This is a genomic window from Pseudomonas sp. BF-R-26 (assembly GCF_019947395.1).
GTDB classification, from domain to species: Bacteria; Pseudomonadota; Gammaproteobacteria; order Pseudomonadales; family Pseudomonadaceae; genus Aquipseudomonas; species Aquipseudomonas farris.
The window spans coordinates 307,881-333,229 of the sequence record NZ_JAGYGK010000002.1 but is presented as its reverse complement, the minus strand read 5'-3'; the positions used below and the strand labels follow the sequence as shown (position 1 = coordinate 333,229).

Sequence of the window (25,349 nt, the reverse complement as noted above, 5' to 3'; positions counted from 1 at the left end):
CTACGGGGTGGTCATGGATATCCAGATAATTACACGCGAAGGTGAACCCGAATATGCGGTTCTGCCATGGGCTCAGTATCAGGCTCTACTGAAAGCAGCAGGCATCAAGCAACAACCACCGCGCGACGCCACAGTGCCTCCCGCGGCGGCACCAGACCAGATTCTTCCGGGTCTGGATCAACTACGCAATTTGCGCGAAGGGAAGGGCATCGCCATTGAGGCGCTCGCCCGCACGGTAGGCATCAGCCCGTCATATCTCGCCTTGATCGAAAGCGGTGAGCGTCAACCCGACGCTGCTATTCGCCGCAGCCTCGCCTGGGAATTGACGGTGCCAGGATGGAGGGATGAATCGTGAGCGTACGCATCAGTCGTCAACATTGGGACGGATTGTTGGGGGAGCTGGATCAGGCGCGTCGTCAGCGCCATCTTTTGACTTATCGGGCGTTGCTGGAGCGTTTGCAGCTACCCACGCCGGCCATGCAAACCTTGACCGCAGCCCTTGAGCATCTGGCCGCGCTGGATGCCAGAGCCGAGCAGCCGTTGCGCAGCTCGTTGGTGATCAGCCAAGGCGCCAGCCGCTTGCCGCGCACCGGCTTCTTTGAATGTGTCGAGCGTCTCGGGCGCTTTTCCGGCCCGTCCGATGGCGTGGCTGCCGCGTCCTGGCATGCCTCGGAAGTGGTGCGGGTGTTCGAATACGAGTACCCCGAGTCGGCGGAAGCCTGAGTGTTTTTACGACTCAAGACACGGGCCAGTTACTGGCTGGCCCGCCGGTTGTTCCACTGGCCGTGGTTTGTGCGCCAGCCGCGAGGCTGGCGCTGGCTCGAGGGCCAGTTCGCGCGCATGGCGAACCTGGGGGACGTCGGCGCCCAGAGCTTCTATGGCCACATTCTGACCTTTCGCGGCGTCGGTCTTGGGGCACGCGAGGAGGGGATGCGATTACTGCGCCTGGCCGCGTTGGCGGGGGATGGCAAGGCGGCCTATCAGGTTGGTGTGATCAGCCTGGCCGGAACGCCGAGCAAGGCGCCTGATCCGGCTGAAGCGGCTCGCTGGTGGGAAATGGCGGCGAAGGCCGGGCATCCGCTGGCCGAACTCAAATTGAAAGAGTTGGCGTCTAGTGGTTCTGCAGATTAAACAATTGTGTGTCTGACAAACGAACGTGGCGTGAGGGAAACCTCCCGCCACGTTTGCGTTTCTGCCTGCTTGTTGATTAATGGAGCGATCATTAGCGAATCGCCCTACATCAACATCATCCTTCCCCGACTTCTTTCCTGATTGATCCCCCGCAAAGTCTCGCGCGTTTATTGCCGGGCAGATCCATCGGAGATTTCCTTCAAGTTGTAGCGGTTTGCATGAACTGGTGCGCGATGCGCTCCATCGATAGTCTTGGGGTTGTCACTGCAAATTCAGTGACAGGGCGTGGAAGCCCTTCTATCGTTAGGCGCATCAAGCGCCACCAGTTCGGCGTTTTTTATCGTCTGTGTTTTATGGTGGCTGTGCGCGGGGCGCTTTCGAGTGCGCCAGGTGCCTAACGTCCTGGTCTTCCACACCTGCGTACAGCCGCCACCTATTGCGTGGAAGTGATTTCTGGCGGCTCCAGTCCATACGTTAGGAATCAAACAATGACGGCAATTACCCCTGATCCACCCTACGAAAAACCAATTCCCCACCCCAAAAGCCGCTTCATGGCGCTCACCAGCAACTGCAACGACATGCCCACGCTGTTCGTCGATACCCACGCGCCGCTCGATATTTTGACCGATGCTGCCAGCTATCGAATTCGTGCCGTCACCCAGGTACTTGAGAACCTGTCCATGCGCGGCTCAGTCGAGTGTGATTCGACGATACTCAGCGACTTTGCCTTGCTCTGTGCCATTCCACTGCGCGATGGGTGTGATGTGCTGGATGTGATTGGGCGGCGGTTGCGGGCTCGGCCTTCAGGCGATGCCTAGTGACGGATTAGCCCTGGGAATTTATGGTGCCTGAGCGGGCCTCTTCGCGGGCAAGCCTCGCTCCCACAGGTTTTGTGTCGTACGCAATATTCACAAACGACACAAAACCTGTGGGAGCGAGGCTTGCCCGCGAAGGCGTCAGATCAATCAACGATGCCCAATGAGCAGCTCTTCTTCTGGTCCGGGCACCGCCAGGCTATCAATCACATGCACGCTATACCCCGGCACATTCTTCGCGTGGTGCTTGGCCTGTGATGCCATTTCCGCCAACTGGCTCGCATCGAGTTGTCCACAGGCCTGTGGGTGCAAATGCACCACGCCGATGGACAGGGACAGTAGCGGAAACTCTTGTCTTACGCCTTGGCGGTTGGGGGCGATGAAGCAGCCGGCTTCCAGGTGTTCGCTGCGGTAAAAGCGTCGGCATTGGCTGTGGAAGTCATCCAGCAGTTGATTCAGGCGTTTGCGCCAGTCTTCCGGGCCGAGCACCAGCAGGAAGTCGTCGCCGCCGATATGGCCGACGAAGTCGCGGGAAGGGTCGACGCGATCGTTCAGGCATTGCGCCAGGCACAGTAGGACTTCATCCCCGCGACCGTAGCCGTAGATGTCGTTGAAGGGTTTGAAGCTGTCGATGTCCACGTAGCAGATCACCGATTCCCGTTCCTGTTGCAGCAGGCGTGTCAGGCATTGCTGGATCGGTACGTTGCCCGGTAGCAGGGTCAGCGGGTTGGCGTAGCGGGCTTGCTGGATTTTCAGTTCCGTAATCAGTTTGAGCACGTCGATCACTCGGCCCAGCCCCAGATAGCCGCCGTTGAGGGTGATGATGAAGTCCTCTTCGATGCGCTGGCGGGCGCGGCTGGTGATCAAGCGGCTGACCTGTTGCAGCGACTGGCTCAGCTCCACGGCGAGGAAGTCGTCGCTCATCAAGCGGCTGATGGGCTTGCGGGCGAACAGGTCGGTGGCAAAAGGCTTGAGCAAGGCATCGGAGAGCGAATGACGGTGGACGATGCCACACGGCTGGCCCTGCTCGTCGAGCACCGCCAGGGAGTTCAAGTTGGCCTGGCGGCGGAAGGCTTCCAGTACGGTGGCGGTCGGGGTGTCGTTGGCCACCGCCGGCTGGTCGTTGAGCAGGGCGCTGAGGTCACTGACTTCCTCGTTCAGTATCGCGGCGATGCTGTTTGGTTTGGGTATGAAAGTTCGGGCATCGCGGGGCGGATGCTCCTGGGGCCGGCAGAGCAGATAACCCTGGACCAGATCGACGCCCATTTCGGTCAGCACCGCCAGTTCTTCCGGCAATTCGATGCCTTCTGCGATCACTTTTGCCCGCGAAGCCTTGGCGATCTGCAGGATAGAGCCGACGAACTCGCGCTTGAGCGCGTCCTGGTGAATGCCGTCGATAAAGTGCCGATCGATCTTGACGTAATCCGGGCGCAATTCAGACCAGAGCCGCAAGCTCGAATAACCCGCACCCAGATCATCCAGCGCAATGGAAAAGCCCATTGCCCGATAGTGATGCAGGGCGTTTTGCAATAACTGGAAATCGTCTGTCGGGGTCTGTTCGGTGAGTTCGATCACCACTTGGCTCGGTGGTATGCCGAAATCCTGCAGCAGTTGCAAAGTACGTCCGGGTTGGTGGGCGGCTTCGAGCAGGGATTCCGGGGACACATTGAGGAAGAGTTTGCCGGGTAGTTGGTGTTCATTGAAACGGCGGCAAGCACTTTGACGGCAAGCGATCTCCAGTTCGCTGAGGCGACCGGCCTGGCGGGCTACCGCGAACAGGGCGATGGGAGAGTGCAGGGGACTGTTGGAGGGGCCACGGCTGAGGGCTTCGTAGCCGATGATGCGTCGTTCAGAGAGGGAAATGATCGGCTGGAACAGGCTGTGCAAACCGCTTTGAGTCAGTATTGAACTCAAGGCACTCAGCTGTTCGGTCGTGGTCATGGCGTTCTCTGGCGATAAAAAAAGGACTGGGCGTGGTCTCGTTAAAGAGCACGCCCAGTCCTGTATTTCACGACAGAATGATGACTGTTTGATGACGCTCCGGGGAGCGTCAACATTAAATTGCCATCATCTTGCTTGTAACAACTTAGTGCTTGGCAACCGCGGTGTTGAGTTTCAAGTAATCCAGCAGAATCCGCCCGGTCTCGCTCAGATAAGCATCGTCTTCTGGCTTGGTCTTGTCCTGCTCGGCCGCGATGGCATCCTCGTCTTCTTTCTTCAGTTCTTTGAGCGGCTCTTCGCCCTTGGCCTTGCGACGGATGTTTTCCATGACAAGTTGCTTGGCTTCGATATCGGCGTGCTGTGCACGACGGTCGACTTCATTGAGGCTGACGGTTTTTTCGCTCATCAACTTCTGCGCCAGGGCCAGTTTGTCGCGGATGAACACAAACTCCGCGTCCTTGGCCGTGCGCACGTCATGCTCGGACTTGAGCTGCGTGATGTACGGTTTGAACGGGTCAAGCGCAGGCTTGATAGCCGCACGAATGGTGTCCCACGGCATGGCTTCCGGCAGGGCGCTTTCGCCGATTTCCTTGGTGTCGATGATCGACGGGTAATCGATGTCCGGCAGCACGCCCTGATGCTGGGTGCTCTGGCCGGAAACCCGGTAGAACTTGGCCAGGGTCAGTTTCAGTTCGCCATGGTTCAGCGGCTGAATGGTCTGCACGGTGCCTTTACCGAAGGTCTGGCCGCCGATGATCAGCGCGCGGTGGTAGTCCTGCATGGCGCCGGCGAAAATCTCCGAAGCCGAGGCGGACAAACGGTTGACCAGCAACGCCATCGGGCCTTTGTAGAACGCGCCCGGGTTTTCATCTTCCAGTACATCGACCCGGCCATCGGCGTTACGCACCAGTACGGTCGGACCTTTGTCGATGAACAGACTGGTCAGCTCGGTGGCCTCTTGCAAGGAACCGCCGCCGTTGTTGCGCAGGTCGATGACCACGCCGTCGACCTTGTCTTTCTGCAGCTCGGTCAGCAGCTTCTTGACGTCGCGGGTGGTGCTCTTGTAGTCCGGATCGCCAGCACGGAAGGCTTTGAAGTCCAGGTAGAAGGCCGGGATCTCGATGACACCGAGCTTGTAGTCCTTGCCATCCTGCTTGAGGTTGAGGACCGACTTCTTCACTGCCTGGTCTTCAAGCTTCACCGCTTCGCGGGTGATCGGTACGATTTTGGTGGTCTGGTCGTTCGGCGCATTGCTGGCCGGAATCACTTCCAGGCGCACCACGGTGCCTTTCGGACCACGAATCAGTTTGACCACTTCGTCCAGGCGCCAGCCGACCACGTCGACCATCTCTTTGTTGCCCTGGGCTACGCCGATGATCTTGTCGGCCGGTGCAACCTGCTTGGTCTTGTCGGCCGGGCCGGCAGGCACCAGACGCACGACTTTCACTTGATCGTTATCGCTCTGCAACACGGCGCCGATGCCCTCCAGGGACAGGCTCATGTTGATGTCGAAGTTTTCCGCGTTATCCGGCGACAGATAATTGGTGTGCGGGTCGTAGGACATGGCGAAGGTATTGATGTACGCCTGGAAGATGTCTTCTGCACGGGTCTGGTCCAGACGCGCCAGTTGATTCTTGTAACGCTTGGTCAGGGTTTCCTGAATCTGCTTCGACTCTTTGCCGGAGATCTTCATCCGCAGGACTTCGTCCTTGACGCGTTTGCGCCACAGGTCGTCCAGATCGGCGGTGGTCTTGAGCCAAGGGGCATCCTTGCGATCGACCAGCAAGGTTTCCTTGGTGGTGAAGTCGATTTTGTCGACGCCCTTGTTCAGCTCGACAAGGGCAAAGTCCAGACGCGCCTTGACGCGGTCCAGGTAGCGCTTGTAGATGGTGAACCCGGCGTTCAGGTCGCCGCTTTTGAGGAAGTCGTCAAACTGGGTTTTCCATTTGTCGAATTCGGCAATATCGCTGGCCATGAAGTAGCTGCGCGATGGATCCAGCAGCTTGATATAGCTGTCGTAGATGATCACGGAGCGTGCATCGTCGAGCGGTGGTTTGCTGTAATGGTGACGCTTGAGCAATTCGACGACGTTCAGACTGGCGATTACTTCGTCACGATCGGGCTGAAGCTTGTCCCAGCTGTTGGCTGCGAACGAATTGCTCGACATCGGCAAAAGACCGAGACCAATGACAAGAGCGAGGGCGGTGCTGGGAAAAAAATGCTTCATGCTGATTCGACGCGGGGACAATTGATCACGCATATTAGGCCGTCTTTGAAGTCGCCGGATCCACAAGGACCGGTCGCATAATGCAAAAAGCCCGGCGCTACAGCTTCGGGCTCAGTCCAGACTCACTATGGAGGCACTGTGAAAGCATTGCAAGGCGTTGAGGGGCGAGTGGAGTGGGTTGAAGAGCCGAGTCCTACGTGCGATGTAGGACAAGTTCGCATCCGAGTAGCGGCAGCAGGACTCAATCGCGCCGATTTGTTACAGAAAGCAGGACTTTACCCGCCACCGCCGGGGGCCAGTCAAGTACTGGGTCTTGAGTGTTCCGGGGTGATTAGCGAGGTTGGCCCGGGCTCCTCCTGGCAGGTCGGCGATCGGGTTTGCGCCTTGCTGGCCGGGGGTGGGATGGCCGAAGAGGTAGTTGTCGACGGACGGCATGTGTTGCCGGTTCCCGAAGGTTTGTCTCTGGCCGAGGCGGCAGCATTGCCGGAAGTGTATGCGACCGTTTGGCTGAATTTGTTTCAACTGGCTGCGCTCAAACCGGGTGAGAAAGTTCTCCTGCACGCCGGAGCGAGTGGAATCGGTTCAGCTGCCATTCAGCTGTGCAAGGCGTTTGGTAACCCGTGCTGGGTCAGCGTCGGTTCTGCCGAGCGTCTGGCTTACTGCGAAGCGTTGGGCGCACAGGGTGGCGTAGTGCGCAATGGCGATCTGGATAGCTTGAATGATCTTGCGCCGTTCGACGTGATCCTGGACCCGGTGGGTGGCAACTATGCGGCGTTGAACCTCAAGCTGCTGGCTCGCGATGGTCGTTGGGTGCTGATCGGCTTGATGGGCGGTCGTGAGGCGCAGCTGGATTTGGCACAGGTACTGGCCAAGCGGGTGCAACTGCTGGGTTCGACCCTGCGCAGTCGCGACGAGCAGTTCAAGGCCGATTTGTTCAGTGATCTTGGCCAGCATGTCTGGCCGCTGTTCTCCGAAGGGCGTTTGAGCCCGCAACTGGCCAAGACATTTGCGATCAAGGATGCCGAAGCGGCGTTTGCGGAACTGGCGACCAATAAGGTGTCCGGCAAACTGGTGTTGGTGATCGACGACAGCCTGGTTTGACACTCACCTGTGGGAGCGTGGCTTGCCCGCGATGAACGATGACGCGGTATGAAAGACACACCGCGTCGCCTGAATCGCGGGCAAGCCCGCTCCCACAGGATTTGGATTACTTCCAGATATGGATCGGCCAGCCGGCCTTTTCGGCGTGCTCAAGCAGCACCGGATCCGGATTCACCACGTGTGGGAAATCCACCTTCAGCAGCAGCGGTAAATCGTTGCGTGAATCGGAATAGAAACTCGCGCCTTCCAGGTTTTCCTCTTCGGCATCCAGCCATTCCAGCAACCGGGTGATCTTGCCTTCGCGGTAGGTCAGGGTGCCAACGGTGTTGCCGCTGTACACCCCGTGCAGCAGTTCCAGCTCGATGCCGAGAATCTCGTCGATGCCCAGGCGGTCGGCAATCGGCTTGACCAAATGCGTGCCCGAAGCCGAGATCACCAGGATCCGGTCGCCGGCCTTGCGGTGGGCGGCAATGGCTTTGGTGGCGTCGCTGAAGATGATCGGCTCGATGAAGTCTTCCACCCAAGGTCCGACCAGATGGTCGACCTCTTCCGGCGTGCGACCGATCATCGGTTCCAGACTGAAGGTCATGTACTCCTCCATCCGCAACTTGCCGTGGCTGTAAGCGTCCATCAATTCGTTGTTCTGACGCATGAACGACTCGGGATCGACCCAGCCCAAGCGACCCATTTGCTCGCTCCAAAGGGTGGCGCAGTCGCCGTGGATCAGGGTTTCGTCCAGATCAAAAATTGCCAGGGCCATCAGTGCAGTTCTCTCTTCAACATCAGCAAAGTCATCAGGCTACCTCACACAGGGCCGTCGGATCGATGGAAAGCGCCAGGCGCTGACCATCGGGATGCAGGTCAGCCGCCGAACGGTTCAGCACATCCACCACCAATTCCACGCCCCGGGCTTCGACCCGATAGCGAATGACGTTGCCCAACAGGCTGTGGCTGCGAATCTGCGCGTCGAGTTCGCCGTTCAGGCTCAGCTCGATGGCTTCCGGGCGAATGGCGAGGCGATGGGTTATCGGTCGTTGCAACAGCTTGCTGGCGCTGTCGGCATCCAGCAAGTTGTAGTTGCCGATGAAGCCTGCGGCAAAAACATCGACTGGCGCGGTGTAGAGGGTTTCGGCATCGCCGCTCTGTACGATCTTTCCCTGATTCATCAGGAAGATTCGGTCAGACATGGTCAGGGCTTCTTCCTGATCGTGAGTGACGAAGATCGTGGTCAGCCCCAGTTCGCGCTGGATCTGACGGATCTGTTCGCGCAGGTGCTTGCGAATCCGCGCATCCAGTGCCGATAGCGGCTCATCCAGCAACAACAACCGAGGCCGGGTCACCAGCGAGCGAGCCAGGGCGACACGTTGGCACTGGCCACCGGACAGTTGATGCGGGTAACGGGCGGCGAAGTCATTGAGCTCCACCAGTGTCAGTACTTCGGCGACGCGCTTGTGGCTATCGTCGGCGTTGACCTTCTGCATGCGCAAGCCGAAGGCGACGTTCTGCTCCACGGTCATGTTCGGGAACAGCGCATAACTCTGGAACACCATGCCGATCCCGCGTTTTTGCGGGCTCAGCGGGACGAGGTCCTGACCCTCCAGCAGAATCTTGCCGCCATCCACCGAGGTCAGGCCGGCGATGCAACGCAGCAGGGTGGACTTGCCGCAACCGGACGGACCGAGGAGGGTGACGAACTCGCCTTTCTTGATTTCGCAGTTGATGTCGCTGAATACCGTGGTGCCGGAGTAATTTTTTTGAAGATGTTGGACGCTGACGTAGCTCATTCGCTTTTGTCCTTGTTCAAGATATTGGCAGCCCAGGTCAGAACCAGCACAAAGAAGAAGTAGGAGATCACCAGCGCACTGGTGAAGTGGCCGCTGCTGTTACGCATGTTGTTGAGGTAGACCTGCAGGGTTTCGTAGCGGGTGCCGACGAGAATGTTGGCGAACACAAACTCGCCGAACAGGAACGAGAACGACAGCAGCAACGCCACCATCAAACCCTTGCGCAGGTTCGGCAGCACCACCAGGAATGCCGCTTGCCAAGTGCTGGCGCCGAGCAGTTGCGCGGAGTCCATCAGGTCGCGCAGGTTGATCGCTTGCAGGTTGTTGGTGATTGCCCGGTACATGAACGGCAGCGCCACGGTGAAGTAGCAACCGATCAGAATCCACGGCGTGCCAACCATCGCGAACGGCCCCGAACCGTAAAGCTGCAACAGCCCCACCGACGACACCACCGGCGGCACCGCAAAGGGCAGCAGGATCAGGATGTTCATCAAAGCGTCGAGTTTCGGGAAGTGGTAATGCACCACAAACAGCAGCGGCAGAATCAGCACCACCGACAAAATCAGCGAGCCGACGCAGACCAGCAACGACTGACCGAACGCGTCGAGAAAACGCGGATCGCTCCACAGCTGGATGTACCACTTGAAGGTGAAACCGCTGGGCATAATCGTCGCAGACCAACTGGTGGAGATCGAGTAGATCAGCGTTCCAAGCAGCGGCAACAGCAGAATGGCAAACAACAAATACGCCACGACGCGGTGATAGACACCGACGGGTCCCAGTTCAACGCGAGACATGGTAGCTCCTCTTCAACAGCAGCTGATGCACGATGGTCACCAGGGTCATCAACGCCACCAGCACCACGGCCAAGGCACTGGCCAGGTTCGGGTCGAGGGAAATGTCGCCAGAGACCATTGCCGCGATGCGGATCGGCAACACGTTGAAGTTGCCGGTGGTCAGGGCGTAGACCGTGGCGTACGCACCGAGGGCGTTGGCCAGCAGAATCACGAAAGTCCCCAACAGCGCTGGGGTCAGCACCGGCAAACCGATGTGTCGCCAGAATTGCCAGCCGTTGGCACCGAGCAACGCGGCGGACTCACGCCAGTCTTCGCGCAGGGCGTCGAAAGCCGGGTAGAGCAGCAGCACGCCCAAGGGAATCTGGAAGTAGGTGTAGAGAATGATCAGACCGGTTTTCGAGTACAGGTTGAAATCCTGAATGATCCCCGCCTGTTTGAGCATGATGGTGAAGGTGCCGTTGAACCCCAGCAAAATGATGAACGCAAAGGCCAGGGGCACGCCGGAGAAGTTGCTGGTCATGTTGGCGAAGGCGTTGACGAAGTTGCGCAGTTTCGAGTCGACCCGGCGCAGGGAGTAGGCGCCGAGTATGGCGATGATGATGCCGAACACGCTGGACCAGAAACTGATCTCGAGGCTGTGCTGGATCGCCTGCAAATAGAACTTCGAGTTGAAGATTTTGCTGAAGTTGGCCAGGCCCCAGCCGAATTCTTCCGATTGCAGGCTGTTGATCATCACCCAGAGCAGCGGGGCAATCTGGAACACGAAGAAGAAAATCGCGAAGGGCACCAGGCACAGAACGGCCAGCCATTTACCACGGGTCATGGCGTTCACTTGAGCAGCTCCCGGCACACAGGTTTGTCGTGGGGCACGCCCAGCAGTTCGCAGACGGTGCCGCAGATTTCGGTCTGTTTCGGTGCGGCGTTTTGGTTGAAGCTGAAGGCATCGCCGAGGACGAACAGCGGCACTTCGCGTTCTTCGGGCAACAGGCCGTTGTGCGAGCGGTCGTTGTTCATGCCGTGGTCAGCCGTCACCAGCACCTGGTAACCGGCGTCGAGCCAGCCTTGCAGGTAATCGGCGAGGATGATGTCGACTGAGCGAGCGCTATTGCGATACTGCGGGGTGTCGAGGCCGTGCTTGTGCCCGGCGTCGTCGATGTTCATGGGGTGGACTAATAAAAAGTCCGGCGCGTGGCGCAGACGCAAGTTTTCCGCGTCGGCGAACAGGTGCGAGTCGGGGTAGTGGTCGCTCCAGTAGAAATGACCGTGCTGGATCGGCAGTTTGGGGTCGTCGGTATGACGATCCCGGGCGGCCACGAACGGCGAACGGTTATACAACTCGCTGACCCAGTGATAGGCCGCGGCGGCGGTTTTCAGGCCGGCATCGGTGGCGTAGTGGTAGATGCTGCGCTGGTTGGACAGGCGTGAGACGTTGTTGTGAACGATACCGCTGACGATCGGCGTAACGCCGGTCAGGATGCATTCATAAAGTGGTCGGGACAGGGCCGGCAGTTCGCACTCCAGCTTGTAGAGTGCCGCGCGTCCTGCGCCAACGTAAGCCTGCAGATGCCCCATGGCGTGGCGCGCGACTTCGTAATTGAGGCCGTCGAGCACGACAAGGATGACGTTGTGCTTCATAGGGCTGGGACTCCGCGAAAACAGATGATTCAAGTACGCAACCAATCCCCTGGGGGAGCGGGCTTGTGTGGCGAGGGGGCTTGCCCCCGTTCGAGTGCGCAGCGCTCGCAGATACTGGGTCCGCTGCGCGGCCCAACGGGGGCAAGCCCCCTCGCCACAGGCCCGCTCCTACAATGGATCTCCATCAGATCCCCGAATGGGGATCTACCGTGTTACGGCATGTTGATGATGACTTCTTCCTGCCACTTCTGTGGCAGCGACTTGGAGGTCTTTTCCCATGCGTCGGCGTCTTTGATTGGCGTAACCTTTTTGTACTGCTCGTTAGGCAGCAGCTTGGCCTTCACATCTTCCGGCAGTTTGATGTGTTCGGCGCGGATCGGACGGGCGTTGCCTTTCGCCAGGTTGATTTGGCCGGCATCGCTGAAGATGTATTCACGGGTCAGCTTGGCGGCGTTCGGGTTCTTCGCGTATTTGTTGATGATGGTGGTGTAACCGGAAATCACCGAGCCATCGGACGGAATCAGCACGATGTAGTCATCCGGATTCGCCATCTTGGCCTTGTAGCTCAGACCGTTGAAGTCCCAGACCACGCCGACTTCGATTTCACCCTTTTCCATGGTGGCGATCGTCGGGTTGGCCATGGACAGGCGGCCTTGCTTGGCGATGTCAGCGAACAGCAACAGGGCTGGCTGAATGTTTTTCTCGTCACCACCGTTGGCGAGGGCTGCGGCCAGTACACCGTTGGCAGCCTGGGCTGCGGTGCTCACGTCACCGATAGAGACTTTGTACTTGCCAGTCTTGAGGTCGGCCCATTTGGTCGGTGCTTCAGAACCGTGCAGCAGTTTTTTGTTGACGATAAACGCGATGGTGCCGGTGTAGGCCAGCGCCCAGTTACCGTCCTTATCCTTGGCCCAATCCGGAATCTGTTCCCAGGTAGTTGGCTTGTAAGGTTGTACCACGCCCTGCTTGACCGAGATCGGGCCGAAGGCGGCACCGACGTCGCCGATGTCGGCGCTGGCGTTGTCTTTTTCGGCGGCGAACTTGGCGATTTCCTGAGCCGAGCTCATGTCGGTGTCGATGTGTTTCAGGCCATATTTCTTGGCCAGGTCTTCCCAGGTGCCTTTCCAGTTGGCCCAGTCATCGGGCATGCCGACGCTGTTGACTGCGCCTTCCGCTTTCGCAGCGGCTTCCAGGGTTTTCAGATCATCCGCCGCCATGGCGGTGGTGCACAGGGCAATGGTCGAGCCTAACAGTGATGCCAGGAAAAACTGTTTCATCCGAAGCTCCTTTGGGCGTTTTCAACGCTGCGATTGCGGTTGTGTTGGTCTAGGTCAGCAATACCTGAGCCAATTTAGGCGGGTTGGATGACATTTTGATGTCGACGACCGGTCGGCCTGAATTTTCTGCGCTCGGATACGCGGGGTGCGAGATAAGCGTAGACCATGGCTAAAGAGCTGATATGAAAGGGACTTGGCCATAAAATTGCAGGTGTCTGGCGCAACCGTTCGGCGGCTTTGTCATCTGTCAGTCATGTGCAGTGCCTAGGCTTGCAGGCAGTTGAAGGATCCGATTTGAATCGCGGTTCTGCCCTGAATCAGTGCTGGTCTAGTCCAGATAGGTAACGTTGATGCGCATCGAGACAACCAAAGCGGTGACAGCCATCGGGCAGGTTCTGCAGGAACAGCTCGACCACGGCTTGTTGGCGCCCGGGAGCAAGTTGCCGGCAGAGCGCAAGCTCAGTGAGTTGTTCGGTACTACGCGGATCACCGTGCGTGAGGCGTTATTGCAACTGGAGGCCCAGGGCCAGATTTATCGCGAGGAGCGACGCGGCTGGTTCGTATCGCCACCCCGGCTGGCTTATAACTTGATGCAGCGCAGCCACTTTCACGCGATGGTCAGTGCGCAGGGGCGGGTGCCGTCCACCGAGGTGATCTCGGCGCGGTTGCAACCGGCGTCGGCGGCGGTGTGTGCCTGGTTGCAGTTGCCGGCGCTGTCGAGCGTGATCCAGATCTGCCGCTCGCGACGGATTGACGGGCGATTGGTGCTGTATGTGGAGCACTACTTGAACCCGCAGTTTTTCCCGGGGATTCTGGATTTCGATCTGAATCAGTCGATGACCGAACTGTATGCCCGGCATTACGACTTGCATTACGGGCGGGTGCGTTTCGAGATCGTGCCGACGGCGTTGTCGGTGGACGCTGCGGCGGCTTTACGGGTATCGGTGGGCAGCCCGGGGTTGCGGATTGCGCGGGTCAATTACGATCAACATCAACGACTGATCGACTGTGACCTGGAGTTCTGGCGCCATGATGCGATTCATGTCGGGGTGGATGTGGTTTAGTTCGCAGTAAAACCGAGTCGCCGCCATCGCGAGCAGGCTCGCTCCCACAATGGATCTATGTCGTTCACAAAACCCATGTGGGAGCGAGCCTGCTCGCGATGGCGGCCTGACAGCCAAGGCTATTCTTTCTGCGGCCCACCTGTCGCCGTGGCAACGTGGACACTCATCCGCGGCGTCGCCAGATCCAGCCCGGCTTCATCCAGATGTCGCTTGAGCGACAGGTTGAACGCCCGGGAAACTTCCCACTGTTTGATCGGCGCGGTCTTGAACCGTGCGCGAAGAATCGCGTTGCCGGATTCGAAACTTTCTACCCCTTGAATCTCCAGCGGCGACCAGATGTTTCGCCGTTGCAGCGGGTCGGTGCGCATTTTCTGGCCGACTTCGCGCATCAGTTTGATCGCCTCGTCGATGTCCATGTTGGAGGGCACCGCCACCCGGAAGATCGCGTAACCGAATTCCCGGGAGTAGTTCTTGATACTTTTGATTTCGCTGAACGGAATGGTGTGAACGATGCCGTCGATGTCCCGCAGGCGCACGGTGCGGATGGTCAGGCCTTCGACCGTGCCCAGGTGGCCGCCGACGTCCACATAGTCGTCGATGGCCAGGGAGTCTTCGATGATGATGAACAGCCCGGTGATCAGGTCAGCCACCAGTGACTGCGCGCCGAAACCGATGGCCAGACCGATCACGCCGGCACCGGCCAGCAACGGCGTGACGTTCATGCCCATGTTCGCCAGGGCGACGATCAGCGCAATGATGAATATTGCTACGAACAGCACGTTGCGGATCAGCGGCATCATCGTCTGCGCGCGGGCATTGGCCAGGCCTTTGCGCGAGCGGGTGAGGGCGTGATGCACGGCGGTGTCGCTGAGGATCCAGATCAACCAGGCAAAAATCAGCGTGCCACTGAGGCTGAACAGTTTGACGCTGACTTCATGACCTTCGCCTTCGGTGAAGCGGATCAGCGACATGCCCCAGACGCGCAGGCCGAGTTCGATGAATGCCAGCCACACCAGCAGATGGGCGAGGGTGTAGAAGAAGCTTTTCAAGCGGTCCGAATACAGTGCATGGCGCTTTACGCTGCGCTGCGGTTTGAGTGAATGGCGGCGCACCAACCCGTTGATGACCATGCACAACACCAGCAGCACGGTGCAGATCAGTGATTGACGCAAGGCAGTGCTGGTATCGCCGGCGGAGACGAAGGTGGCGAACAGTGAGATGCCCACCAGCACCAGCGCTGGCAGATACCAAAAGGTACCGAGGATTTCGATCGTGTCGCTCAAGGCTCGGCGAGTCAGGCGCCGGGACAGCGGCTGGTTGCGGATCAAGTGGGCGATGGGCCGACGGAAACGCAGAATGAAAAAACCGGTGAAGATCGCCGCCAACACATTGGCGAACGTCGCTGCTGTGTGCGCCAGATGACTGCCGAGGCTTTCAACCAGACGCGGATCGCTCAGGGCTTCACCGAAAGCGGCGAAACTGCCGATCAGCCACAACGGGCGGAAAGCCTGATGCCGCAGGATGTACAAGGCGCGATGGCGATGCGGGCCATCCAGCACGGAAAATGCGATGACGCAGATCGCCGAGAAACAAGTACCGACGACCAGCGCATAGGCCAGCACCATGGCCAGGCTTTTGCCCAATGACGAAGGCAGGGCGTAGGTCATGTAAACCGTCATGACCAAGGCAATCAACCACGGCCCGAGTTTGCGCAAGGCGAAGCGCAGCATGTCCAGCGCCTTGGGGTGTTGCGGCAATTCTTCGGTCAGGCCGAAGCGCATACGCACTCGGTGGCCGAGCCAGATCAGGGCGGCGGCCAGCAGGCTCCAGACCATCAGGATCACAGCGAACGCGAAGATGATTGGCAGCCATTCATTGGCCGGCAGCATCAGCGCCGCCAGTTCATCCTTGGCCAGATCGACCTCTTCGGACCAGCGATTGAGGGGACTGTCGGCGCCGGAAAATTGCTTTTCGAAACCGGCCAGAGTGCCGCCGATCAGCCCCAGCACGCCTTCTTCAGTGGTCGGCTGAGCCTTTTGGGTGACGTCGCGAAGTTTTTTCAGGTCTGTCAGTAGCTGGGTGCGCTGCTGATCGTTTTCCAGAGACTTGATGACTTCGTCCAGCGATTGCCCCAACGGCTCTTGTGCTTGCGGCTGGGTTTTCGCCGAGCCATTGAGCAGCCCCGGCAAACTGACCGCTTGGGCAGGTGCCGTCGGCAGCAGTGTCATCAGGCAGACAAGGAATAAACAAGGCAGGGCAAAAAGACGAGCGAACACGGTCAACCTCGGATGAACGAATCGGCCGAGTGTACGAGCCCGTCAAAATCAATGCGAGCCAGGCGCGAGGTTTTATTCGTTGAGTTTGGCGAGGATCTTGTAGATCACGGTGGCGAGGATCATCAGCATGCCAACCCACATCGCGAACACACCAACGTTCTTGTCGCGAAAGTTGAAGCCGATGGCCAGCATGATCATCCCGGAAAGAATCGGGATCAGCATGGAGTGGAATGATGACATCGAGATCATGGTGACAGCCTTGTCGGAGAGGGGTATTGCAAGTCTAGGCGGCTTTCGGACGAGCGGAGGTGATGAAGATCATCGTGGCGAGGGAGCTTGCTCCCGTTGGGCTGCGAAGCAGCCCCAAAAACAAGCAATATCGGGTTATCAGTGAGACCGGGTTCGCCAAGTTACGACTGCTTCGCAGCCGAGCGGGAGCAAGCTCCCTCGCCACAAAAGTTACCTTTTAATCACCAAGGACTACGGCAATTCGCGGCAGGCGTAGAACGCGCTCAGCACTTTGACCAGGTGCGCCAGGTCATGGCTGCCGCACAGCTCGCGGATCGAGTGCATGGCGAACGTCGGCAGGCCGATGTCCACGGTGCGCACGCCCAGATGGCTGGCGGTAATCGGGCCGATGGTCGAACCGCAGCCCATGTCGCTGCGAACCACGAAGCTCTGCACCGGTACTTCTTCAGCCATGCACAAATGGCGGAAGAAACCGGCGGTTTCGCTGTTGGTGGCGTAGCGCTGGTTGCTGTTGACCTTGATCACCGGGCCGGCGTTGAGTTTCGGGCCGTGGTTGGCATCGTGCTTGTCGGCATAGTTCGGATGCACGCCGTGGGCGTTGTCGGCCGAGATCAGCAGGGATTTCTGAATGGTCCGTACGAATTCGTCCCCTTCAGGCAACAGACGACGCAGGGTTTGCTCAAGCATCGGGCCGTCGGCGCCACAGGCCGAGCAGGAACCGACTTCTTCATGATCGTTGCAGACCAGCACGCAGGTTTCGTCGGTTTCGGTCGTCAGCAAAGCTTGCAGGCCGGCGTAGCACGACAGCAAATTATCCAGGCGCGCGCCCGCAATGAAATCGCCATGCAGGCCGATGACCGCGGCGCTTTGGGTGTCGTAGAAGCTCAGCTCGTAATCGAGCACCACGTCGGCGTTCAGGCCATGTTCGCGGGCCAGTTGATCGGTGAGCACGGCGCGGAAGTCCACACGCTCGTCACCGGCGAATTGCGCGAGGATCGGCGGCAGTTCGGTCTGGGCATTGATCGCCCAGCCCATGTTGGCTTCGCGGTTGAGGTGAATGGCCAGGTTCGGAATGATCGCGATCGGTGCCTTGAAGTCGATCAATTGGCTCTCGACCTTGCCATCACGGCGGAACGTCACGCGGCCGGCCAGAGACAGATCGCGGTCGAACCACGGCGCCAGCAGTGCACCGCCATACACTTCGACACCCAGTTGCCAGAATCCCTGGCGTTGCAGTTCCGGCTGGGGTTTGACCCGCAGGCACGGGCTATCGGTGTGCGCGCCGACCAGACGAATGCCGCCGTGCAGGGGCGAATGACGGCCCATTTTGAACGCGACGATTGAAGAGTCGTTACGGGTGACGTAGTAACGACCGTTGGCTTCGGTGCTCCAAGGCTCGCGCTCGTCGAGGCGCATAAAACCGGCCGCTTCCAGACGCTGAACAAGGCTGGCAGTGGCATGGAATGGGGTAGGGGAGGCCTTGAGGAAGTCGATCAGGCCTTGGTTCAACTCTTCGCGCATAAGTAGCTCCAGACAGCAGTGGCGCCAGTTTAACGTATTGAAAGCGCAAAGTGCGGCGGGCGATTACGCGTGCAGAGTGAGACTCAATGTGGCGAGGGAGCTTTTGTGGCGAGGGGGCTTGCCCCCGTTGGAGTGCGAAGCACTCCTGAAACCGGCTAACCGTATCTGCAGGATATACGACTGCTTCGCAGCCGAACGGGGGCAAGCCCCCTCGCCACAAAAGCATGCTCATCGACCGTTAAAACGGCGCAGGGCACTCGAAGCGCAGGCGTTCGCCAGTCTGGGGATGAGTGAAGCTGAGCATGCTGGCGTGCAAACAAAGTCGTGGCCAGGCAGCCAAGGCTTGCTCATGGGCATAGAGCCCATCACCCAACAGCGGGTGACCTATCGACAGCATGTGCACGCGCAACTGGTGAGAGCGGCCGGTGATCGGCGTCAGCTCGACGCGGCACCAGTCGCCACAACGCTCCAGCACACGCCAGAAGGTCAAGGCATGCTTGCCGAACTCATGGTCCACCACATGGCGTGGCTTGGTCGGCGGGTCATAGCGCAGGGGCAGGTCGATGCTGCCGCTGTCCAGTTCCGGTTGTCCCCAGCACAGGGCGGTGTAGGCCTTTTCGGTTTCGCGGTCGTGAAATTGCCGAGACAGCTCGCGATGAGTGTCCGGGTCACGGGCCAACAGAATGATGCCGGAAGTTTCCCAGTCCAGCCGATGAACAATTCGTGCTTCCGGGTAGCCGTTTTCTTGCAGACGCGTAATCAGGCAGTCCTTGTTGTCATCGGCCCGGCCAGGGACGGAGAGCAACAGGGTCGGTTTGTCGACCACCAGTACGGCGGCGTCCTGATGGATGATGCGGATGTTGGACAACGGCATTAAAACAGCCTCGTAACAAACGCCAACGGCGGCTCAGAACCTTCACTGTCCATGTAGGAGCTGCCGCAGGCTGCGATCTTTTGATTTTGCTTTTAAAACAAGATCAAAAGATCGCAGCCTGCGGCAGCTCCTACACAGGCTCGAAGGTTCTGAGCCGCCGTGGCTCCCGCCGGATCGACTCAGCGATCTGGCAGGGTGATATTGAGTTCCAGAATCGAGCAGCTGCCCTGGTTTTCCAGAGCGACGTGCACGTCATCGGACCCGATATTGACGTACTTGCGGATCACTTCCACCAGTTCCTTCTGCAAGGCTGGCAGGTAATCCGGCGTACTGCGCTGGCCGCGTTCATGCGCCACGATGATCTGTAGACGCTCTTTCGCTACCGAGGCGGTATTAGGCTTTTTGTTGGCACGAAAGAAGTCAAAAAGGTTCATTACCTACCTCCAAAAAGTCGCTCGAAGAATCCCTTCTTCTCGACATCGAGGAAACGATGGTCCACGGTTTTGCCCAGCAGACGATCGACGGCATCGCTGTACGCCTGACCGGCGTCGCTCTGGTCGTCGAGAATCACTGGCACGCCCTGGTTGGAGGCTTTGAGGACTGCCTGCGATTCCGGAATCACGCCCAGCAGGGTCACCGCGAGGATGTCCTTGACGTCTTCGACGCCGAGCATTTCGCCGTTGCTCACGCGTGTAGGGTTGTAGCGGGTCAGCAGCAGGTGTTCCTTGATCGGCTCTTCGCCGTTCTCGGCGCGACGGGATTTGCTGGCCAGCAGGCCCAGCATGCGGTCCGAGTCACGTACGGAGGAGACTTCCGGGTTGGTCACTACAATCGCTTCATCAGCGAAGTACATGGCCAGGTGAGCGCCTTTCTCGATGCCCGCCGGGGAGTCGCAGACCACGAATTCGAAGTCTTCTTTAAGTGCCATCAGCACTTTTTCCACGCCTTCCAGGGTCAGCGCGTCTTTGTCGCGAGTCTGACTGGCGGCCAGTACGTAGAGGTTTTCCAGACGCTTGTCTTTGATCAGAGCCTGTTGCAGGTTGGCTTCGCCGTTTACCACGTTGACGAAGTCATACACCACGCGGCGCTCGCAACCCATGATCAGGTCGAGGTTACGCAAACCGACGTCGAAGTCGACGATAACTGTTTTGTGACCACGCAGAGCGAGGCCGGTACCGATAGCGGCGCTGGTGGTGGTCTTACCCACACCACCCTTGCCGGATGTAACCACGAGAATCTTGGCCAAGGTGTTTTACCCCTAAGGAAAAAGGACGTTTAGCCCCTGAAAAACATCTCTTGAAAAACTACTGCAGTCGGACAGCCTTGGCTGGAATCCGGTTCTGAGCGGCGCTTACCCCCGGTAAACACTGCTTTTAGCCTTTTTCCTACTTCGTTTGAGCCGTTTTCGCTACGTTTTAGAGATGCTTGGAAAATGCGGCAGTATCCGTTAAAGCCGAATGATGTTCAACACGTCGCCCGACAGGCTGACTTGTACGCCCGCGCCCCACAATGGATCACGACGCAAATCCTCGGAAACCTTGTAGTGGCCGGCGATGGAGACCAGTTCAGCGGTCATTTGCTGACAGAAAATCCTGGCTTTCGTGTCACCTTTGACGCCGGCCAAGACACGACCGCGCATCGCGCCGTATACATGGATGTTCCCATCGGCGAGAAGTTCCGCCCCCGGGCTGACCGACGAAATCACCACCAAATCGCAACCCTGGGCATAAATCTGCTGGCCACCGCGTACCGGCGAGGTAATGATTTTGGTCGGTTTGATGGTCGGTTCCGGTGGTTTTTCCGGTTTTTTCGCAACAGTGCCTTCGATCGGGTCGAGCGGTCGCTCACGGGCGCCGGACGGCGGCAGCACCGGCAGATCGACCGCAATGGCGGCGGCAATGTCTTCAATGCGGCTGGCACGGATCGCCAGGGTGCGCAGGCCATGCTGGCGGCAGATGCGCATCAGCCCCGGCAAATCGACCGAGCCTTCGCTGGCCGGGAGTTTGTCCAGGGCCAGTACCAGCGGCGCGTTGCTGAAGAAGTTGGGCGCTTGGGCGACCTTGGCGGCCAGTTGTCGATCAAGGTTCTCAAGGTCGTTACGGGCCAGTTCCAGCACCGTAATGGCAAGCATGCTGCCCTTCAACTGGAACACGGGATCTTGGTCTAGCGGTTCGGTTTGGCTCATGGTTGGCATACAACGGCTTGTCACTAAAAGTGCCGAGACTTATAACGAGAACGCCCGCAGGCCGCAAGCCGGGTCGAACGATGTAGAATGCGCGGCCACTGTCTTGACGGAACCTTTAATGGATCGCCCGCGTTTTCGAACAGCATTTCTTTCTCCACGTTTCTGGCCGCTGTGGTGTGGCTTGGGGCTTTTGTGGCTGATTGTGCAGCTGCCGTATCCGGCGTTGCTGTCGGCCGGTCGCGTCTTGGGTGCATTGATGTATCGAGTGGCCGGCGACCGACGGCGCATTGCCAAGCGCAATCTTGAGCTGTGTTTCCCTGAAAAGACCGCTGCCGAGCGCAAGCGTCTGCTCAAGGAAAACTTCGCCTCCACCGGCATCGCCTTCTTCGAGATGGCCATGAGCTGGTGGTGGTCGCGCAAGCGTCTGGCGAAACTGGCCCATGTCGAAGGCCTGGAACATTTGCAGCAGGCCCAGCGCGACGGCAAGGGCGTGATTCTGATGGCCGTGCATTTCACTACGCTTGAGATCGGCGCGGCGCTGCTCGGTCAGCAGCACACCATCGATGGCATGTACCGCGAACACAAGAATCCGCTGTTCGACTACATCCAGCGTCGTGGCCGCGAGCGGCATAACCTTGACTCGCTGGCGGTGGAGCGCGACGACGTGCGTGGCATGCTCAAACTGCTGCGGGCAGGCCGAGCGATCTGGTACGCACCGGATCAGGACTACGGCGCCAAGCAAAGTATCTTCGTGCCGTTGTTCGGGATTCAGGCGGCGACCGTCACCGCCACCAGCAAGTTCGCGCGGCTGGGCAAGGCGCTGGTAGTGCCGTTCACTCAGCAACGCCTGGCTGACGGCAGTGGTTATCGGTTGGTGATTCATGCGCCGCTCGAGGGCTTTCCCGGCGAGACGGAAGAGGCTGACTGCATTCGGATCAATCAGTGGGTCGAAAGTACGTTGCGCGAATGTCCGGAGCAATACCTCTGGGCACATCGCCGCTTCAAGAGCCGACCACCGGGCGAACCGAAGCTGTACGCCAAACGCGGTTGAGTCACCGATCCCTTTAAGCACCATGGAGTGTTGCGATGAGTTCTGCTGAACCGGTTACAGGGTTGATACTTTCCGGCGGCGGGGCTCGGGCGGCTTATCAGGTGGGTGTGCTGGCGGCGATTGCCGAGCTGCTGCCGGTGGGCGCGGCGAATCCGTTTCCGGTGATCGTCGGCACCTCGGCCGGCGCGATCAACGCGGTCAGCCTGGCCAGTGGGGCAATGGACTTTCGCGGCGCGATTCAGCGTCTGACCGCCTTCTGGCAAGGTTTCCGCAGCCATCTGGTACTGCGCAGCGACTGGCCTGGGGTGATCCATCAAGCCACCCGTTTTGTCAGTCACAATCTGATGGGGATTGGCGCTCCGGTGCCTGTGGCCCTGCTCAACAGCTCGCCGCTACGCGGTTTACTCAACGACAAACTGCACATGCCCGGGATTGCCGAGGCTATCGCGCAAAAGCAATTGAAGGCGGTGGCGGTCACGGCGTTTGGCTATGAGTCCGGTCAGGCCGTCACGTTTTATCAGGGCGGTGGCACCATCGAGTCCTGGTTGCGCCATCGGCGAATCGGCGTGCCGACCCAATTGAGCGTCGATCATTTGCTGGCCAGTTCGGCGATTCCATTACTGTTTGCACCGGTGAAAATCGGCGAAGAATATTTTGGCGATGGCGCAGTACGCCAATCGGCACCGATCAGCCCGGCCCTGCACCTGGGTGCCAGTCGCGTGCTGGTGGTGGGCGTCAGCGGCAACCCGCGCGGGGTCGATCCGGAACAGCCGCTGCAACGCGCCTACACCGGTCAGCAGCCGACCCTGGCACAAATCGGCGGGCACATGCTCAACAGTACATTCATTGACAGCCTGGAAAGTGACATCGAGTTGCTGCAGCGTCTGAATCAGTTCAGCCATCTGCTGCCCGACGGCACACCGAGTCGTGCATTGGGAGCAGCGCCGGTGGACGTGCTGGTGATTTCGCCGAGTCAGCCGATCGATGAAATTGCGGCGCGGCATCGCCAGGAATTACCGGCGGCCTTGCGCCTGTTTTTGCGCGGGCCGGGGGCGACCAAGACCAGCGGGGCGGGGGTGCTGAGTTATCTGCTGTTTGAGGCGGGGTATTGCAGCGAGCTGATTGATCTGGGCCGGCGCGATGCGTTGGCCAAGCGGGATGAGCTGTGCCGGTTTCTGGGGTTGGTGGAGCCTGCGGTTTCGGCTTGAGATTTACGGTGCGGCAATTCGCGGGCAAGCCTCGCTTCCACAGGTTTTGTGTCGTTCGCCGATGATGTGAACGACACAAAACCTGTGGGAGCGAGGCTTGCCCGCGAAGCTTTTACGATTAGAAGTGGAACTTCACCAGGAAGCTCGTGTTGCTCTGATCGGTCTTGAAGTACTGGCTGTCCTTAATCCCGTACTTGTCTGACCAGTAGTCGTACTCGACACCGACGTACAACTGCTTCTCGCCTATGTTCAGGGCTTTGCCCAAGTCGTATTTGATCTGTGGGTTGAAGTGCAGGTTGGCGTGGTAGGTGCCTTTGCTGTTCTGGTCGTTGTCGACCACCCAGTCCATGAAGCCATCGATCAGGATGTTCGAATCGCCCACTGGAATGGTGTAGGACCAAACCGGGGTGATCTGCCAGACGTTGTCACCCGGGCGACTGCCCTCGGTGTGACGCTGGTAGAAGTTCAGCTGGAAGTAATCGAACCCGGGAATCGCCAGGTCGAAACCAGGACCGATCAGGTAGGACTCGGTATCGCCCTCACCGAATTCGTACGTCATGGCCAGCAGCACGTCTTTGACCGGGCCGAACTCCAGTTTTTGGTCGAAGATCTTGCCAAACGACAAGCGCGGGCTGATTTCGCCGTAATAGGTGTTCGAGCCGACGCCGCTGTCTTCCTTGCCGTTGTAGAAAATCTTGTCGACGAACACGAAGTTGTCGCCGTATTTCCAGGCATCGGCGTGCTCGAAGGTGACGGTTTGCTGAATGCGCGGGTTGACCTGGAAGTCCTTGCCATAGAGGTAGGTCAGGCTGTTGTTCTGCCATTGCAGCAAGTCGCCGGCCATTGCCTGGCCCCCGGCCAACAAGGATCCCGCAAGCATCAGGCTGGTGCACGTACGTTTCATTCGGTTGCTCCCAAAAAGTAGGTGGTTCCACGTTATTTTTCTAAGGTCGGCGCTCTGGTGTGGCGCCTTTTTCTTTAGCTGTAAAAAATCATCCAATCGGTCAGCTTCAGTGCTGTTAGCAAGAGCTGAGCCAAGGCTTTTAAAAAGCCAAAAAACTCCCGTTCGGCGGCTCAAGAGCAGTCGATTGAGAGTGGTTTTGGAGTGCCTTGGTACCGTCCAGCGCCGGGGTAAGTTGGCTTTCTGGTCAGGAATTAAATCCGGGCTTTTTTTTAGACCAGATTCGGGCGGCCGCGGAGAATACTGACTCCTTGGCCAGGTCTCAAGTGCCCCGCAACAGCGCACCGACGACAGGTTTGGAGCACGGTTGCGGATCATCTAGAAATGCACCTTCATCAGCAGGCTGGTGGTGTTCTCATTAGTGTCGAGGTTGGCGTTGTTTTCGATGCCGTATTTGTCTTTCCAGTAGCTGTATTCGACGCCGACGTACACCTGTTTCTCCCGCCAGGCCAAAGCCTTCCCCAGGTCGTATTTGATCTGCGGGTTCAGGTGCAGGTTGGCGTGGTAGGTGCCCTGTGAGTTCTGGTCGTTATCCACGACCCAGTCGATGTAGCCGTCGATCAACAGGTTCGAGTTGCCCAATGGCAGGGTGTAGGACCAGGCCGGCGTGATCTGCCAGACATCGTCGCCGGGACGCGAGCCTTCGGTCTGGCGATAGTAGAAGTTCAAGGTGAAAAAATTGAAGCCCGGTACTGCGAGGTCGAAACCGGGGCCGATCAGATAGGCCTCAGTGTCGTCTTCGCCATTCTCGTAGGTCATGGCCAGCAACACGTCCTTGATCGGGCCGAATTCGAAACGGCGGTCGAGGATTTTGCCGAAAGACAGGCGCGGACTGAACTCGCCGTAATAGGCGTGAACGCCTTTATTCCGGTCTTTCTCGCCGTTGTAGTAAGTGCTGTCGACGAACAGGAAGTTGTCGCCGTACTTCCAGCGGTCGGCGTGCTCAAAGGTTATCGTCTGCTGGATTGACGGGTTGACCGCGAAATCCTTGCCATACAGATAGCTCAGGCTGTTGGTCTGCCACAGCAGCAAATCCCCGGCCATGGCTTGGCTCGCGGCCAACAGGCCAGTGCCCAACAGCACGCTGGTTTTTGTCCGAATCATCTGTTGCTCCCTCTTGTTTTTATTGTTTTGTGGCGAGGGGGCTTGCCCCCGTTCGGCTGCGAGGCAGTCGTAAAACAGGTGAATGCTGTTTGCTTGAAGGATGCCGGGGCCGCTTCGCGACCCAACGGGGGCAAGCCCCCTCGCCACA

The 25,349-nt window shown here is 58.8% G+C and carries 25 protein-coding genes; 8 read left to right on the top strand and 17 right to left on the bottom strand.

Translation table 11 applies throughout. The features are described from left to right. Positions 1-13 precede the first annotated feature (13 nt). From KGB18_RS03765 to KGB18_RS03750, 4 genes are all read left to right on the top strand, one after another. Positions 14-355, top strand: a complete 342-nt coding sequence (locus KGB18_RS03765; RefSeq protein ID WP_030131674.1) for a helix-turn-helix domain-containing protein — start codon at positions 14-16, stop codon at positions 353-355. Beyond that, complete coding sequence (locus tag KGB18_RS03760) at positions 352-723, top strand: hypothetical protein (RefSeq protein WP_007898892.1); 372 nt, start codon at positions 352-354, stop codon at positions 721-723. The genes KGB18_RS03765 and KGB18_RS03760 overlap by 4 nt, the downstream gene beginning before the upstream one ends. Further along, positions 724-1,131 (top strand): SEL1-like repeat protein, encoded by a 408-nt coding sequence (locus KGB18_RS03755; protein WP_123720775.1) that lies wholly within the window; start codon positions 724-726, stop codon positions 1,129-1,131. 488 nt (positions 1,132-1,619) lie between these two features. After that, the gene (locus KGB18_RS03750) at positions 1,620-1,949 is read left to right on the top strand and encodes a hypothetical protein (protein WP_123720776.1); all 330 of its coding nucleotides are present in this window, start codon (positions 1,620-1,622) and stop codon (positions 1,947-1,949) included. Between the two features lie 147 nt (positions 1,950-2,096). On the opposite strand, the gene KGB18_RS03745 is transcribed toward KGB18_RS03750, so the two are convergent. Together KGB18_RS03745 and KGB18_RS03740 are read right to left on the bottom strand one after the other, a co-directional pair. After that, on the bottom strand, positions 2,097-3,887 hold the full coding sequence (locus KGB18_RS03745; RefSeq protein WP_223569421.1) for a bifunctional diguanylate cyclase/phosphodiesterase: 1,791 nt from the start codon (positions 3,885-3,887) through the stop codon (positions 2,097-2,099). A 145-nt stretch (positions 3,888-4,032) separates the two neighbouring features. Continuing rightward, on the bottom strand, positions 4,033-6,114 hold the full coding sequence (locus KGB18_RS03740; protein ID WP_187326421.1) for a carboxy terminal-processing peptidase: 2,082 nt from the start codon (positions 6,112-6,114) through the stop codon (positions 4,033-4,035). A gap of 138 nt (positions 6,115-6,252) precedes the next feature. Between KGB18_RS03740 and KGB18_RS03735 the strand changes: the two genes are divergently transcribed. Further along, the gene (locus KGB18_RS03735; RefSeq protein ID WP_223569420.1) at positions 6,253-7,215 is read left to right on the top strand and encodes a zinc-binding dehydrogenase; all 963 of its coding nucleotides are present in this window, start codon (positions 6,253-6,255) and stop codon (positions 7,213-7,215) included. Positions 7,216-7,321: 106 nt separating this feature from the next. Here KGB18_RS03735 and KGB18_RS03730 read toward each other — a convergent pair whose 3' ends face one another. From KGB18_RS03730 to KGB18_RS03705, 6 genes are all read right to left on the bottom strand, one after another. Then, positions 7,322-7,975, bottom strand: a complete 654-nt coding sequence (locus KGB18_RS03730) for an HAD family hydrolase (protein WP_007898869.1) — start codon at positions 7,973-7,975, stop codon at positions 7,322-7,324. Between the two features lie 34 nt (positions 7,976-8,009). Beyond that, a complete protein-coding gene (locus KGB18_RS03725) occupies positions 8,010-8,999 on the bottom strand; it encodes an ABC transporter ATP-binding protein (protein WP_123720780.1) in 990 nt (329 codons plus the stop codon). Then, entirely contained in the window at positions 8,996-9,796 is an 801-nt protein-coding gene (locus KGB18_RS03720; RefSeq protein WP_123720781.1) for an ABC transporter permease, read from the bottom strand. The genes KGB18_RS03725 and KGB18_RS03720 overlap by 4 nt, the downstream gene beginning before the upstream one ends. Further along, a complete protein-coding gene (locus tag KGB18_RS03715; RefSeq protein WP_187326435.1) occupies positions 9,783-10,619 on the bottom strand; it encodes an ABC transporter permease in 837 nt (278 codons plus the stop codon). The genes KGB18_RS03720 and KGB18_RS03715 overlap by 14 nt, the downstream gene beginning before the upstream one ends. Positions 10,620-10,624: 5 nt before the next feature. Then, the gene (locus KGB18_RS03710) at positions 10,625-11,431 is read right to left on the bottom strand and encodes an alkaline phosphatase family protein (protein ID WP_123720783.1); all 807 of its coding nucleotides are present in this window, start codon (positions 11,429-11,431) and stop codon (positions 10,625-10,627) included. A gap of 212 nt (positions 11,432-11,643) precedes the next feature. Continuing rightward, a complete protein-coding gene (locus KGB18_RS03705) occupies positions 11,644-12,708 on the bottom strand; it encodes an ABC transporter substrate-binding protein (RefSeq protein WP_123720784.1) in 1,065 nt (354 codons plus the stop codon). Between the two features lie 350 nt (positions 12,709-13,058). Here KGB18_RS03705 and KGB18_RS03700 point away from each other — a divergent pair, with 350 nt between their 5' ends. Then, a complete protein-coding gene (locus tag KGB18_RS03700) occupies positions 13,059-13,772 on the top strand; it encodes a UTRA domain-containing protein (protein ID WP_123360108.1) in 714 nt (237 codons plus the stop codon). Between the two features lie 119 nt (positions 13,773-13,891). Here the strand turns inward: KGB18_RS03700 and KGB18_RS03695 are convergent, their stop codons facing one another. The 7 genes from KGB18_RS03695 to minC all read right to left on the bottom strand — a co-directional run bounded on the left by KGB18_RS03695 (position 13,892) and on the right by minC (position 20,877). After that, on the bottom strand, positions 13,892-16,048 hold the full coding sequence (locus KGB18_RS03695) for a mechanosensitive ion channel domain-containing protein (RefSeq protein ID WP_223569419.1): 2,157 nt from the start codon (positions 16,046-16,048) through the stop codon (positions 13,892-13,894). A 72-nt stretch (positions 16,049-16,120) separates the two neighbouring features. After that, a complete protein-coding gene (locus KGB18_RS03690; protein ID WP_167344810.1) occupies positions 16,121-16,297 on the bottom strand; it encodes a hypothetical protein in 177 nt (58 codons plus the stop codon). A 231-nt stretch (positions 16,298-16,528) separates the two neighbouring features. Beyond that, entirely contained in the window at positions 16,529-17,818 is a 1,290-nt protein-coding gene (locus KGB18_RS03685) for a M18 family aminopeptidase (protein WP_123720786.1), read from the bottom strand. Positions 17,819-18,056: 238 nt separating this feature from the next. Beyond that, a complete protein-coding gene (locus KGB18_RS03680) occupies positions 18,057-18,692 on the bottom strand; it encodes an RluA family pseudouridine synthase (protein WP_030131660.1) in 636 nt (211 codons plus the stop codon). A gap of 179 nt (positions 18,693-18,871) precedes the next feature. After that, complete coding sequence (gene minE, locus KGB18_RS03675; RefSeq protein WP_048394400.1) at positions 18,872-19,126, bottom strand: cell division topological specificity factor MinE; 255 nt, start codon at positions 19,124-19,126, stop codon at positions 18,872-18,874. Continuing rightward, positions 19,126-19,938 carry a septum site-determining protein MinD gene (gene minD, locus KGB18_RS03670; protein WP_050681334.1) on the bottom strand — a complete coding sequence of 271 codons (813 nt, stop codon included), beginning with the start codon at positions 19,936-19,938 and terminating at the stop codon, positions 19,126-19,128. Before minD ends, minE begins: the two co-directional genes overlap by 1 nt. A 201-nt stretch (positions 19,939-20,139) precedes the next feature. Then, positions 20,140-20,877, bottom strand: coding sequence for a septum site-determining protein MinC (gene minC, locus KGB18_RS03665; protein WP_123721244.1), 738 nt, complete (start codon positions 20,875-20,877; stop codon positions 20,140-20,142). Positions 20,878-20,995: 118 nt separating this feature from the next. Here minC and KGB18_RS03660 point away from each other — a divergent pair, with 118 nt between their 5' ends. Both KGB18_RS03660 and KGB18_RS03655 read left to right on the top strand, forming a co-directional pair. Beyond that, positions 20,996-21,928, top strand: coding sequence for a lipid A biosynthesis lauroyl acyltransferase (locus KGB18_RS03660; RefSeq protein ID WP_201059447.1), 933 nt, complete (start codon positions 20,996-20,998; stop codon positions 21,926-21,928). 35 nt (positions 21,929-21,963) lie between these two features. Next, a complete protein-coding gene (locus tag KGB18_RS03655; protein WP_123720788.1) occupies positions 21,964-23,136 on the top strand; it encodes a patatin-like phospholipase family protein in 1,173 nt (390 codons plus the stop codon). Between the two features lie 118 nt (positions 23,137-23,254). Here the strand turns inward: KGB18_RS03655 and KGB18_RS03650 are convergent, their stop codons facing one another. Together KGB18_RS03650 and KGB18_RS03645 are read right to left on the bottom strand one after the other, a co-directional pair. Then, on the bottom strand, positions 23,255-24,040 hold the full coding sequence (locus KGB18_RS03650; protein ID WP_123720789.1) for an outer membrane protein OmpK: 786 nt from the start codon (positions 24,038-24,040) through the stop codon (positions 23,255-23,257). A 375-nt stretch (positions 24,041-24,415) separates the two neighbouring features. After that, on the bottom strand, positions 24,416-25,201 hold the full coding sequence (locus KGB18_RS03645) for an outer membrane protein OmpK (RefSeq protein ID WP_201059446.1): 786 nt from the start codon (positions 25,199-25,201) through the stop codon (positions 24,416-24,418). Positions 25,202-25,349 lie beyond the last annotated feature (148 nt).

Bases quoted from the DNA above. Each gene is read 5' to 3' on its own strand.
- KGB18_RS03765 (WP_030131674.1), top strand. From the start codon at position 14: ATGGATATCCAGATAATTACACGCGAAGGTGAACCCGAATATGCGGTT.
- KGB18_RS03750 (WP_123720776.1), top strand. From the start codon at position 1,620: ATGACGGCAATTACCCCTGATCCACCCTACGAAAAACCAATTCCCCAC.
- KGB18_RS03745 (WP_223569421.1), bottom strand. From the start codon at position 3,887: ATGACCACGACCGAACAGCTGAGTGCCTTGAGTTCAATACTGACTCAA.
- KGB18_RS03740 (WP_187326421.1), bottom strand. From the start codon at position 6,114: ATGAAGCATTTTTTTCCCAGCACCGCCCTCGCTCTTGTCATTGGTCTC.
- KGB18_RS03730 (WP_007898869.1), bottom strand. From the start codon at position 7,975: ATGGCCCTGGCAATTTTTGATCTGGACGAAACCCTGATCCACGGCGAC.
- KGB18_RS03725 (WP_123720780.1), bottom strand. From the start codon at position 8,999: ATGAGCTACGTCAGCGTCCAACATCTTCAAAAAAATTACTCCGGCACC.
- KGB18_RS03720 (WP_123720781.1), bottom strand. From the start codon at position 9,796: ATGTCTCGCGTTGAACTGGGACCCGTCGGTGTCTATCACCGCGTCGTG.
- KGB18_RS03715 (WP_187326435.1), bottom strand. From the start codon at position 10,619: ATGACCCGTGGTAAATGGCTGGCCGTTCTGTGCCTGGTGCCCTTCGCG.
- KGB18_RS03710 (WP_123720783.1), bottom strand. From the start codon at position 11,431: ATGAAGCACAACGTCATCCTTGTCGTGCTCGACGGCCTCAATTACGAA.
- KGB18_RS03705 (WP_123720784.1), bottom strand. From the start codon at position 12,708: ATGAAACAGTTTTTCCTGGCATCACTGTTAGGCTCGACCATTGCCCTG.
- KGB18_RS03700 (WP_123360108.1), top strand. From the start codon at position 13,059: ATGCGCATCGAGACAACCAAAGCGGTGACAGCCATCGGGCAGGTTCTG.
- KGB18_RS03690 (WP_167344810.1), bottom strand. From the start codon at position 16,297: ATGATCTCGATGTCATCATTCCACTCCATGCTGATCCCGATTCTTTCC.
- KGB18_RS03685 (WP_123720786.1), bottom strand. From the start codon at position 17,818: ATGCGCGAAGAGTTGAACCAAGGCCTGATCGACTTCCTCAAGGCCTCC.
- KGB18_RS03680 (WP_030131660.1), bottom strand. From the start codon at position 18,692: ATGCCGTTGTCCAACATCCGCATCATCCATCAGGACGCCGCCGTACTG.
- minE (WP_048394400.1), bottom strand. From the start codon at position 19,126: ATGAACCTTTTTGACTTCTTTCGTGCCAACAAAAAGCCTAATACCGCC.
- minC (WP_123721244.1), bottom strand. From the start codon at position 20,877: ATGAGCCAAACCGAACCGCTAGACCAAGATCCCGTGTTCCAGTTGAAG.
- KGB18_RS03660 (WP_201059447.1), top strand. From the start codon at position 20,996: ATGGATCGCCCGCGTTTTCGAACAGCATTTCTTTCTCCACGTTTCTGG.
- KGB18_RS03655 (WP_123720788.1), top strand. From the start codon at position 21,964: ATGAGTTCTGCTGAACCGGTTACAGGGTTGATACTTTCCGGCGGCGGG.
- KGB18_RS03650 (WP_123720789.1), bottom strand. From the start codon at position 24,040: ATGAAACGTACGTGCACCAGCCTGATGCTTGCGGGATCCTTGTTGGCC.
- KGB18_RS03645 (WP_201059446.1), bottom strand. From the start codon at position 25,201: ATGATTCGGACAAAAACCAGCGTGCTGTTGGGCACTGGCCTGTTGGCC.